The 12,144-nt window shown below is 58.1% G+C and carries 8 protein-coding genes and 2 pseudogenes; 3 read left to right on the top strand and 7 right to left on the bottom strand.

The features are described 5' to 3' along the window. Nucleotides 1-221, top strand: a 221-nt coding sequence (locus tag BN2476_RS47750) for a hypothetical protein (protein ID WP_218274548.1), incomplete at its 5' end; no start/stop codon positions are given. Here BN2476_RS47750 and BN2476_RS28330 read toward each other — a convergent pair. After that, nucleotides 214-1,161, bottom strand: a complete 948-nt coding sequence (locus BN2476_RS28330) for a hypothetical protein (RefSeq protein ID WP_087737527.1) — start codon at nt 1,159-1,161, stop codon at nt 214-216. The genes BN2476_RS47750 and BN2476_RS28330 overlap by 8 nt on opposite strands. A gap of 580 nt (nt 1,162-1,741) precedes the next feature. Here BN2476_RS28330 and BN2476_RS28325 point away from each other — a divergent pair. Then, nucleotides 1,742-1,951: pseudogene (locus BN2476_RS28325) on the top strand (hypothetical protein); the annotation flags it as partial. A 921-nt stretch (nt 1,952-2,872) separates the two neighbouring features. Here BN2476_RS28325 and BN2476_RS28320 read toward each other — a convergent pair. The 6 genes and pseudogenes from BN2476_RS28320 to BN2476_RS28295 all read right to left on the bottom strand — a co-directional run bounded on the left by BN2476_RS28320 (nt 2,873) and on the right by BN2476_RS28295 (nt 10,782). After that, the gene (locus BN2476_RS28320) at nt 2,873-4,651 is read right to left on the bottom strand and encodes a hypothetical protein (RefSeq protein ID WP_173819678.1); all 1,779 of its coding nucleotides are present in this window, start codon (nt 4,649-4,651) and stop codon (nt 2,873-2,875) included. A 2,398-nt stretch (nt 4,652-7,049) separates the two neighbouring features. Further along, nucleotides 7,050-7,616, bottom strand: coding sequence for a hypothetical protein (locus BN2476_RS28315; RefSeq protein WP_087737525.1), 567 nt, complete (start codon nt 7,614-7,616; stop codon nt 7,050-7,052). A 647-nt stretch (nt 7,617-8,263) separates the two neighbouring features. Further along, nucleotides 8,264-8,918 (bottom strand): annotated as a pseudogene (locus tag BN2476_RS49550) (SDR family NAD(P)-dependent oxidoreductase). A gap of 133 nt (nt 8,919-9,051) precedes the next feature. Then, the gene (locus BN2476_RS28305; RefSeq protein WP_087737524.1) at nt 9,052-9,534 is read right to left on the bottom strand and encodes a nuclear transport factor 2 family protein; all 483 of its coding nucleotides are present in this window, start codon (nt 9,532-9,534) and stop codon (nt 9,052-9,054) included. A gap of 59 nt (nt 9,535-9,593) precedes the next feature. Further along, nucleotides 9,594-10,064, bottom strand: coding sequence for a cyanase (gene cynS, locus BN2476_RS28300; RefSeq protein ID WP_087737537.1), 471 nt, complete (start codon nt 10,062-10,064; stop codon nt 9,594-9,596). A gap of 58 nt (nt 10,065-10,122) precedes the next feature. Beyond that, complete coding sequence (locus tag BN2476_RS28295) at nt 10,123-10,782, bottom strand: carbonic anhydrase (protein WP_087737523.1); 660 nt, start codon at nt 10,780-10,782, stop codon at nt 10,123-10,125. A 122-nt stretch (nt 10,783-10,904) separates the two neighbouring features. Here BN2476_RS28295 and cynR point away from each other — a divergent pair, with 122 nt between their 5' ends. Then, nucleotides 10,905-11,804 carry a transcriptional regulator CynR gene (gene cynR, locus BN2476_RS28290; RefSeq protein ID WP_087737522.1) on the top strand — a complete coding sequence of 300 codons (900 nt, stop codon included), beginning with the start codon at nt 10,905-10,907 and terminating at the stop codon, nt 11,802-11,804. Nucleotides 11,805-12,144: the final 340 nt, after the last annotated feature.

Genomic DNA, 12,144 nt, shown 5'->3' with positions numbered 1-12,144 from the left:
GCGCGAGCGGTTTAGTCCACCGGCCATCTCCGGACATTCACCCACGACTCTGTCCAGACGTTCAAACGTCAGCTCCGCACCTGGACAACGGACCATTGCGTGCCAACCATGTGGGTCACGTCAACGAGCTGCTACCGGTCGCACGGCTGGACGTTATTCCTTGCAGTAACGTGCACTATGAAGAGGCGCTGGCTGGCGTCTCCCTTGGTTATTTCACGTGACCTGTCCCGCAGAACCGGACGCGGCGGCGTATACGAGCCGCGCCGCGGCGATATCTTCGATCGCGATCCCGACGGACTTGAACACTGTAATCTCAGACGCGGGTCTTTGCGTCGTGTCTGCGAAGATCTCACCCACTTCCGCATAGATCGGCGCCTTCGAGAGGATCACGTCGCCTGACTCCTTGAGCACGGCCTCGCTAGAGTCGACAAGCAGCGCGCCCGCGGTCATGGCGTCATCATCCAGCTCCCGCCAGGTCGGGCGAGGCGCGCCTATCGCGTTGACATGGGCGTCGGGCTTGAGCCACGCCCCCTTCAGGACTGGTTCAAGGGCAGTGGTGGCGGTCACGATGACATCCGCGTCTCGCACGGTGGCCTCTGCATCGTCCATCGCTTTGACCTTTTTCCCCTCAAAGAATTCTTGCACACCTTGCTCGCAATCCGTTGGACACTTCGTGCCGTCCATGGCAGCACCTGACACGGTGACCGCCCTGTAGACAACGGATTCGATGAGCGTCCCATCGGCAGCGACGACGATGTTCAGATCAGTCTCGACCCCGGCCGGCACGGCTCCGCCGGCGTCATAAATGATTTTCATGATGCCGGTGCAATCGGAGTTCACCGAGTAAAAGCCGTGCTGGACCGGATTGAATGTCGTCTTCCCCCCTTTCGGCAACCCGCCGATCATGCCGAAGTCGGTGCGGCGAAATCCGCCCATACCGTCGAACGTCACCAGGGCGACGTCATCGAGGATCGACGGGGCGGTGTACGGATGCAACGTACCATCGGCAGTTTTCAATCCAAGTATCACTCCGTGACCGATAAAACTAAACGGTCCGTTTAGCGTTGCCTTCGAGCAAAGGCCACCGGCCTGCGCAACACCACTGAGCGAGAGAAGTGCAACGGCTGTCGCCGACAAAATGCTTAAATACCTGACCTTCATGGTCGTCTCCTTATCACCGAATCAGACGCTTAACATCACGACGCACAGGGGCCTATGGTCAGGCGGGTTCAGGCGCACGATTCAAATAGATGAAACAAAAATGGCTGCAGTAATTCCTCGCAGCCCTCGTTTGCTGAGCAAGCGACGAGAGAACGCGAGGTCGTCGGCACGGCCGTGTGTAGAGGAGTGTGGCGTGGGCCAGAACAATGAATGGCGACGCCCTTCACCGAGCAGCCATTTTTCGCTCGGTGTCGGCGGACACGTGCAGAAGCGGGTTGCACAAAAGTCCGCGCAGTTGTGACTTCGTGAGTCAGCCACGCTTTAAGGTCGCATAGCAAAAATACTGTAATCCACGATGTACGAGGCTACCAGTGAATTTCGGACAAAAGGCAGCCGTATCCAGAATCGCGCAGTGCGAATAATGCGCTCTCGCTGCGTAGCGAATGCCTGCGCAGGCCAGCGAGGTCGGTCAGCATGCAGGCGCCGATGGCCACTACTCTGTCAATGCGGTTCGCGATGTCAGGCAAAACATGGCTGGTGCGGCCCCGATCAACACAACTGGGCAGTACACCTCGCGCACTTGCTGTTGCTGATGCTGAAGTTCGACAAGGTGATGGATCACTTCGACTTCCTCGTCTCGAATGGCGTGAGGGACCAGTCGGACATCGGGGAGCAAACCACGCGCTTCCTGCGCAAGTTCCATCCAGTTGGCGTGCGTGGCTATGCTGGATTGCTTGTTCCGGAGGCTTGGCTGTGTGCCTGTCTCAACGCTCAACTGTCTGGCGGCTGACGCAGCTTCCCCGGTTGTTGCGCCAGTGACCGCGCCGCATCGCCGCATTGAATCTGCTTTCGACAGGGCGAGTGTCGATATCCTGTGCTATTCATATTGCAATGGCGCCTTCTGCAACTATGCCGTCGGCCGCGATAACTGGGCGCCGTTGTTCCTCGCGGACTTTTCGCGGGTGACCAGCAGCATTGCCGTACATCACTCGACGAGAGCGTGCGCTCGCGCGTCCGGGCCGAAACCGAAGCGCTGGAATCGTGGCACGCAGAGAACCAGCCAGTGCTCGATGCGATAGGCGTGCGACTCGATCCGGAATTCGCGTCGTCGCCCCCAAAGGCTGGTGGGGGGCGACGGGTATCGCAAAAAAGGAAGAATCAGGTCCCGCCAGCGAATTGGCAGAACTGTTCGCGTTGACGTGGCAGCGGGCTCGCATCGCGTCGCCATTTTCTTTCCGGCCAACTCGGGGCGTGACGCAGCCCTGGAAAATATCACACGCTGCGCCGGATGTATCAGACGAACAAACCCGCGATCGAACGGGTCATGGAATGGCTGGCCACCTGATTCGAGGCGCGCGGCCTGACTGTTGATCACACGCGATATCTGATCAACCTGTCGGGTTACCGCACGCTGTCCTATCGGACATCTGCTGCGCTTTGACGAGGCTGCATTCCGGTCCGGGACTGCGACTGGACCGTCCGAATGTCAGCACGATCGCAAAAAACCAAACGAGAACTCCAGCCGCGATTGCCAGCAAAGCGCAGTTGTGGGCCAAACATGCACGAAAGGGACGATGCGCCCTATAACGGGTGCGTCTACGTTACTTCGCGCGACGCGTTCTCGACATATCACAAGTTCGCGTCGCCCTTTTTGCAAGTTATGGTGTGCCCGCCAAACAGACCGCTCGCGTAGGCTTACCGGGCGACACCGTCAGGTGTCGGGATTCCCCGCGATAAAGCCGGTGAATGCGCCATAAGGCTGACTCAAGATGGCACCATCGATCATCAGGCCGTAGGTCGCGTCTCCGCTGTCAAGTTCGTAGTACATCACCGACTGGATGTTTTTTGTCTTTCTGGCCTGGAAATAGTTGGCATATTGCGAACTGATGTAGGTCGCCCGATAGGCCTCTGTTTTTTCTGGCCCCGTGTTCCATTCGGTGAGCAGGAACGGCGCACCGTAGCGGGCCTTGCAGTACGCCGGCAGATCGAAGCCCGGACCTGCACCGTCGATCCCGATGTTGAAGATGTCGCCGTAGACTTCGTAGTTGTGCCACGTCGTCATGTCCCACCGTACCGTGGGATAGCCGCCCGTTCCATCCGGCTGCATGCCGTCCCACAGCGCATCGGATGCGCCGATGTCAGCCACGCAGAAATTGACGCCGCATTTCGCGGCAGGCTGCACAGACTTGACGCCGTCGATCATGCCGCGCATCACACCGCGCATGATCGGCCAGTTGGTGTTGTTGAAATCCACGGCCTTCGTGCCGGCATTGGTGGAATCGAGAATGATGTCGCTTTCCCGCGTCAACTCATTGCCGCACTCGTACATCGTCACACCATACGGGGCAAGCGCGTTGGCGACCGTTGCCGCACAGGACCGCCCGCGCTCGTACGCAATCGATTCGCTCGAGAATATTGCGCGGTTGCTATCGTAAATGCCGAGATCGATGAGCACGAACAAGGTCAGTCCCGCCGACCGGAACGCCTGAGCGAGATTCACGACTGCGTTGAGTGATGTCGGGTCGTCTATACAGCCGACCCGATACGTCGAGGAGCCCATGTTCTTCATGATCGATACGATCTGGGCAGGCGTGTAACGATAGTCGTAGTGTCCGTTGATCCCGTAAAACGTACCCGCAGTCGCAGCGGTGACGATACGCGGATCATTGCACGGCAGCCAGATGTCGACGTCGTTGCACACATAGAACTGGCCGCCTGTTCCGCAATGCCAGATCTTGCCTCCGTACCATAGCAGCAGCGAAACGTTGTACGTATTGCCGACAGTCTGGTTGTTGCGATAGATGACCCCGTTGACAACCGTCCATACCGCACCGACCTTGTCGATGATGTAGTCCGCAGAAGGAATCGTCGTGCCGTCCGCGGAGGTGCCACGGGGATCGTTGGATGCGATCCATGTCGAGCCATTCCATCCGTAAAACTGGCCACCTGTCCCCTGATGGTAGATAACGCCGCCATACCATAGCACCAGCGTGACGTTGTAGTTATTGCCGGCTTTCACACCATTCAAATAGACCGAGCCACCACTCAGCGTCCAGACGGAGCTCTGTTTATCGATAATCGAGGTGGCCGGTGGAATCGTCGTGCCGTCCGCAGAGGTGCCGACCCGAGGATCGTTGCATGCGATCCATGTCGAGCCATTCCATCCGTAAAACTGGCCGCCTGTTCCCTGATGGTAAACGTCACCGCCATACCATAGCACCAGCGTGACGTTGTAGTTGTTGCCGGCTTTCACACCATTCAAATAGACCGAGCCTCCTCTCAGCGTCCAGACGGAGCTCTGGTTATCGATAATCTTTCCGGTCGGTGGAATCGTTGTGCCGTTCGCAGACGCAGTTGCCGCCTTGTTCGCTGCCTTGGCAAGGGCGGTGCCGTCAGCGCCCGAGTCGGACCCGCTGCCCCCGCATCCGCTGAGGACATAGCTGCCGCCGAGCGCCGTCAGGCAGCCGAGAAATTGACGTCTTTTGATCATGAGAGTTTTCCGCTGCCGGGCTGGCCGGCAAAAAATGTGAAGACGCTCAACGCGATACTTGCGCGCTAGCGAAATAATTCTTGATGCATAGCAATCCTTATTAAACAAAATGCTATTACATGTAGTACTCCGTAATGATAAGTGCCAGATCCGTCTACTGTTTGTGAATCATCTCGCAGGTGATTTACACCACCGTCTACTCGCTGCTGTCGCTCAACAACACCGTGATACGTGCTCGCTAACGCGCAGCGTTCATGAATGTGTCGCTAGCGGGTATCGGCCTTGCCAAAACGGTTGCGCAGCATGGCTCCAGCAGGTCACCTCATCCGAATTTTATGGCCCCCGTCGTTAAGTTCGTTTTGCCGTCGTTATCGACACCACTGCGAAACCGTGAACAGGTGATGCACCCTCGGAAGGAATTGCGCTGCCACCGACAAAAGGTGGGCCCGCCACCGCACATTGGGTGGCCGTAGAGGGTTAGAAAGAAGGAGACGACGATAGGCACGGACTGTGAGGCCACGTAGTTACCACGTAGTTAGTGCCGTTGTCGAAAGTTGCCGGTCATTTTTTCGTTTAGCATATGACGGGATTGGAAAAGCGGAATAGGGAACCCAGTAGGAATGTGCGCTGGAACACATTAACAGGTAAGAGAGACCGAATCAGTGAGCGCACTTTGCGAATGTGTCGCATTGGCCGCCAACAGTGGCTAGCAACTGTCCGACCATTCGTGAAATGCGCTCAGATCTTTTCCAGTTGAATGTCGCGTTGCCGTACTCGTTGATACGATAACCCTGAGGTTCTGGAATACGCACGACGAGTCGTTGCGCAGTTTGGTTGCGTTGTTCTCCGTCGCGGCAATGGTAATGACAGCACTCTTCGCAAACGCGGCAGGATGCAACAGATCCGTAACTGCTTCAATTGAGTGTCGCCAGTGCGATTGGTTACCGATCTGAATCAAAAGTCGGCGCCGTTTCCTGGATGGCGTGGTTACGGCGAAAAGGGGATGACCTGGCGGATCGCAGCGAATAAAAAGAAAACTGCAATGTTCTATTTGCAGAGTAAATAGAGTACGAAGCGTGAGAACGGGCTGGCGGTTAACCACTACCGCTAGCAACCGCTTAGGCATTCGGAAGTCGCTATGCACATATGACGCATGGACGGTTGCTTGAACGCTAGTTGGACCGCCTGCAGAAATGGTTGACGTCATCGCACAGAAGCACTTCACTCTTATTGAAGGATCCTGCTCCTCTTCGTCACTCAGAGCTACCTGTCGCGCCAGCGGATCGCGGTTACGCTCTGAACGTCATCGTCAGTGGGTGATTAGAAACCCCCGTTTGCAACGGTCTGAGCGTCTAGGTTATAAGGCGTGAAGTAATGAAAATGACACAGATGCGGATTAGAATCCTAGGGCTAGGCATTAGTTGAGGGCCATGCGCAGGAGGCTCGCTATCGCTATGTCTCATTCGACCACCAGATCGCGCTGCCAACTGGATTTACCTCATTTATCACCACCGCAATCCAGGACGGCGGTCGGGTTTACGGAACCCGCTGCGATGCCACCTGCGGCGTTACCGGGTTCGCGTACTTCAAAGACGGGGGCTTGACCGTCCCTCCTAGGAGATTCAGCGGTTATGTCAACGCGCGTGACACTATTGGCGCAAGCATCCTGGTCGACTCCAACAATTTCATCATTCGCGCTGCCTTATTCCGAGGGGATTAGGTCGAACTCGGTCCGCCGCAAACAGATCAGCTTAAGTAGTTTTTTCCAGATCAGTGCGTTGTGTGAATTGCTTCACTGTCGGTTCACAAACTGCCAATGGAGGCGGCATTACAAGATGAAACGAGTCGACTACGTTCTTGGGTATCGCCGGAAATCTCCGGTTCTGAACAGGACGATACCGGGTCAGGCTCACCGCAGCGGCCGCCGAGTGAAACGCAGCCTATGTCACAGTAAAGATGGCTGCTGTGTGCTTGAAAGCGGCCATCGTGCCAGCGCAGTCGCGTATGACCGGAGTGGGTCGACTGCTGCCCGATGTGGTCGGCGGAACCCGACCCACATCGGGCAGCAGTCGGCCGATTCTGTTGAAAAACTCGCTCATCGCCGCGGCGTGACCGTGTCGCGAAAAATCGACCTCTCAGATCGCTCTACAAGCCGCTCGTGAGCATCGGTTAGGGGTAAGAGGACCCTCTAACCAGGCAGAGCATCCGATCAAAGAGTTTTTCAACACTATCGGCCATCAATCGTCATTCGCTCGCCGGGCTGTCCGGACGTTCGGGCGTCGTCTCCGCACCAGATAACAGCCGTTCAACGAAGAAGTCTGGCATTGCCGTTCGAACGCTTGACGACGTTCCGGTAGCAGCTGCGCAAGTCCTGAGATGGTCGGGAGTCTTGGGGCAACTACTGTGAGGCACTCTTCGAGCGGCCGACTTCCCCCTCGAGGACCCACAAACGTTCTTCTGCTGACGGTCGCTCTACGCGAATCACCCCTGTTCCTTGTAAGTGGCTCAAACTCCCGCTGGCGCCGACAATCTGCCAAAGGCCGAAGATGAAGGGCCGAGGATCTCCTTGCACCTGAGGAACATACTGGAGATGCATTTGAAGCCGCATGGTGAGCTTGTCACCCGACGGAAGGGTGAATACGAGATAGCCAGGACCTCCACCGTTCGGTTCTGCTTCGTTCCAGCCAGCTGCGGCTGCTTCTTCGGTCGGAACCTCATGAAACCCCCAATCGAGAACGGTTGCACCCTCAAGCAGGCCTTTGCTTGTCACCTTTCCGCTTTGCTTAAGAGCAGCGACGTAGCGCCCGCTGCCCTCGCCGAGTTCGAGCTTCTCGTATTGATTGGGCATACCTCGTTCGCCGGTTTTGATGTTCACAACAAACTCCAGTTTGACTGGATCTGCATGAACGAACAGCGATAAGGAGAAGATGCCGAAAGCCAACAGGAGTTGTCCGGTCTTCTTCATGGGAAACTCTCCGATTACGATAGCCCTTGCTCCGGTATGGACGAACTCGCCACGTGCTTCCCCGGGCGTGTCTGCTGCCGAGGGGTGTACGGTGCGTACTTGGCGGCTTCAGGGGATTGTCACGCTCGATCCTTTTGCAGGTGACACGTCGGGATCAGGTTACTTTAAGCCTCGTCACTTTGCCGAAAAACCCGGAAAGCTTGCGCTGAGATACCTCGCGCATGACGCAACTAACTCATCATCGAAATAAACAACAATGTTTCGCTCACGCAATTGGCTGGTCGCCCCCGAGACGATCGTGGCGCTCGGTCGTGAGATGCAGTGCGGCCACAACGTGCCGTTCAGCGAGCGGCGAAACCTGCCGTTGGAACGGCTGCATTACTCGGAACCTGCCGGACGAGCTACGCGCACAATTCGGCCATGTTGCCGACGTTCAGGAATTGGCATTGGAGAGGCGGCTACTGGCGGTTTGCGCAAATGCGTGCTACCGGCCAATAACAATCTTTGGTCACAGACGTACGTCGGGCAGCGAGCATTCGCGCGGTGAAGCAGCATGAGCGGTGGCCGAACACGTGCCCGCTGCTGCGAGCACGGCGAGCGTGGGTAGAATTCGCATTTCGCTTCACTTTCGTCCGGTCAAATATGCATCACAGCGGAAAGTCGGTCGATTCCGACAAGGCCTTCCATGTCTGCGTTTCCGACGTCATTGTTCTTTTCCGCGTTGGCCTTCAGCGTATCCGTGCCGAGCGGAAGGCGTAGCGGCGGCATTTACGCATCGGCCAGCGTGACCAGGGCCGCGTCGCCAGCTTCTCGGGATCGTCAGGCTGGCTGTGGTTCATCCGGATGGCGAACCGGCGTACGTTGCCCGAGGTCTCGTCATAGTCGTCGATGATCTCTTTGCCGACGACGAGCCACGTCGAGCCTGGGTACTTCCGGACTGACTTCCTGGATGCGTCGAACATGTCGTCGATCGGCGGCTATCGCGCGGCCGCGGGATTCGGCGTCTATTGCTCGGCGCACGTTGGCGTCGCCCGATTCCTCGAGGGCCGCCAGCAGGCCGAACGCGGCGTTGTTGACCAGCACGTCGATCCGGCCGAACTTCTCGACGGCAGCCACGACGGCAGCTTTGGCTTGCGCCTCGTCAGTCACGTCGAGCGCGACGCGCAAGAGCGCGGGCGACTTGCCGAGCCGCTCGTCGATCGCGGCGACCTTGCGCCCCGCTGCGACGACGGCATTGCCATCGGCCAGCGCAGCCTGCACGATCAGTGCGCCGAGACCGCGCGATGCGCCCGTGATGAACAAGACGCGCTTGAACTGCTGTGATCAGCTCCTACGTTTGCGGTGAAAGTGAAACGAAGTGTGGGACGCGTCCGATTCGCATTCGCCACATTGCCACATGGCGACGACACGACACACGCCGCCGCCATGTTGGCGCTCAAAGACCCAGGTCGCTCAACCCCGGATGATTGTCGGGACGACGGCCCAGGGGCCAATGAAACTTGCGCTCCGATTCCTTGATCGGCATGTCGTTGATACACGCAAAGCGACGTTGCATCAGTCCGTCAACGCCGAACTCCCAGTTCTCGTTGCCATACGAACGGAACCAGTTGCCCGCGTCGTCGCGCCATTCGTACGCATAACGCACCGCAATCCGGTTGCCATCGAACGCCCACAGCTCCTTGATCAGACGGTAGTCGAGTTCCTTGCGCCACTTGCGCTCGAGAAACGCCTGCGCTTCTTCCCGGTTGTTCGCGAACTCCGTGCGGTTACGCCATTTCGTATCGAGCGAATAGGCGAGCGCGACCTTTGCCGCATCGCGGGTGTTCCAGCCGTCTTCCGCGAGTCGTACTTTTTCTTTGGCCGTTTCCAGTGTGAACGGGGGAAGCGGCGGACGGATTTGCTGTTGTTGCGATGACATTGCAACTCTCCTTTACAAGGTTGTTGGGTGCCTGGGTTTTCCAGGTAACACTGGATAATTCAGAACGGTTTGGTCGGCAGGTACTTGCCGTTGAGCGTGATGATCGCGCGCTCGCCGCCTTCGGGGTCTTGCACCTTTTGAATATCGAGCTTGAAGTTGATCGCGCTGATAATGCCGTCGCCGAACTTCTCGTGAACGAGCGCTTTCAACGTCGAGCCATACACCTGCACCATCTCGTAGAAGCGATAGATGGTCGGATCGGTCGGCACGCCGCCGGGAATGCTGCCGCGAACGGGTATGGTCTGCAGCAGGCGAACCGCGTCGTCGTCGAGTCCGAGACGCCCGGCTACCAGTTTCGCCGCCTGCTCAGGCAGCGCATGCTGGCCGAGCAGCGCAGCCGTCGTATAGGCAACGCTCAGGCCCGTGCCTTCGTTGATGACTTCGAATGTCAGGTTCTTGCGGGTTTTCGCGTCGATGATCGCATCGGTCAGTACCTCGCGTGCGTGCTGGCTGGTTTGCGATTGGGGCATGATGTTGCTCCTTGAATCGGTGAAGTAAATGAAGCCGGTGGAAGGAATGCGCCGATGGTCAGTGCGCCGCGACACACTCGGCAGGCGTCGCGGAAACATCCGGATGCTCCGACAGCGAAACGAACTGACGTGTCGCGCTGTCGAGAGCGTCGATGGAACCGGATTCGATGTCATAGACCCAGCCATGCAGCTTCAGGCGACCCTGTGCGAGCGCCAGCGCGACGGAAGGATGAGTCTTGAGATTGTTGAGTTGAGCGATGACGTTCTCGCGCACCATCGAGTCGACGCGTTCCCGTTCGGTGGCATGCGCGCGCGCATCGTTAACGAGCTTCGCCGAATCGGCGTAGCGCAGCCAGTTCGAGACTGCGGGCATGTGATCGAGACACTTGCAGGTCGCGATGGCCGTCATCGCGCCACAGTCCGAGTGGCCGCACACCACGACGTCGGTCACGCCCAGCGCGGCAACCGCGTACTCGACGGTGGCGGAAACGCCGCCCGGTTCAGGGCCGAACGAAGGCACGATGTTGCCGGCATTGCGGATCACGAACAGGTCGCCCGGTTCGCGCTGTGTGACCAGCTCGGGCACCATGCGGCTGTCCGAACATGAGATGAACAGCGTGCGCGGCGTCTGGCTCGTCGCCAGCTTCCGGAACAGGTCCTTGCGCGCGGGGAATACGTCCCGTTGAAACTTCAGAAAACCATCGATGATCTCTTGCATGATCTGCTCCGTTCAGTCTCGCAGTGCGCGGCGTTGAACAAAGAATGGACGCGATCAGCGATAGTGTCCAAGACCGGTTTATGATGATAACGATAGGCAACACCAATAGTTACGAGGCCCGCATGCTGCTACGTCATATCCGCTATTTTCTGGCCGTCGCTGAGCACCGGAACTTCACGCGCGCCGCCGAAGCGCTGCACGTTTCGCAGCCGACGCTTTCCCAGCAGATCAGGCAACTGGAAGACACGTTGCGCACGCAGTTGCTTGACCGCTCCGGCAGAACCGTGCAACTGACGGATGCGGGCGCGGCATGGGCACGTTACGCAAAGCTCGCGCTACAGGATCTCGATGCGGGCATGAGGGCGATCCACGATGTCGGCGAACTGAGCCGCGGCAATCTGCGTCTGGCCGTGACGCCGACGTTCACCGCGTATCTGGTCGGCCCCGTCATCGACCGCTTCCATGGCGCGCACCCGGGCATCGCGATCGACATTCAGGAGATCCCGCAGGATCAGATCGAAGCCCAGCTTGCTGACGGCGAGCTCGACGCAGGCATCGCCTTCGAACCCGTTCATGCCCTGGAAATAGAGAGCCAGCCTTTGTTTCGGGAGACGCTGAGCCTCGTGGTCAGCCGAGGCCATGCACGCGCGACGCGCCGCAAGCCGCTGGCCGTGAAGGACTTTGCGAAGGAACCGCTGGTCCTGCTGAACAAGGCATTCGCGACGCGTCGCTATATCGACGAATACTGCGCGCGACATCGTATTCGTCCGCAGGTTGCCATCGAGGCGAGTTCAATCAGCTCAATAGTCGAGCTTGTGCGCCGCGGGCAGCTCGCCACCGTATTGCCCGACGGGATCGCGCGAGAGCACGGCGAACTGCATCCCGTGTCGCTCGATCCCCCGCTGCCCGCCCGCACGGCAGCGCTCCTGCAGCGCAAGGACGCCTACCGTACGGCGGCGAGCAACGCGTTCGTCAAGGTATTGGTGGAGAGCTTCGGACGTTCTCGCGTCAACAGGGCGTAGCCGGCGCAGCGCGCTTGCTTAAAAAGAAGTACTTGAAAGCGGTGGCTTTGAGTATTTCCCTTCACTTCCCCAACGGCTGAACGGTGGCTGGCTGTGACCGAACCAGGGATGGCCGTTGTACCTCAAGATCTGCCGCTCGCCGGTTGAGGCCTGCAACGGCGGAGTTGGGTCGATACCGGTCTATCGGTGCTCGAATGTGCCCGTTACCGTGATAAAGGCGGTTGTCATGGCTTGACAACATCCATCTTAATTTGGATCGCCCAGTAGATTAGATATGCATATTAAGAAAAGTACGCCTTAATACAAGAATAGTTATCTAAATAGCTCGGTTTGGTTGCAC

It is taken from the genome of Paraburkholderia piptadeniae, from assembly GCF_900007165.1.
GTDB lineage: Bacteria > Pseudomonadota > Gammaproteobacteria > Burkholderiales > Burkholderiaceae > Paraburkholderia > Paraburkholderia piptadeniae.
Note: the sequence above shows the minus strand (reverse complement) of the source record. Positions and strands in the feature narration are given on the sequence as shown.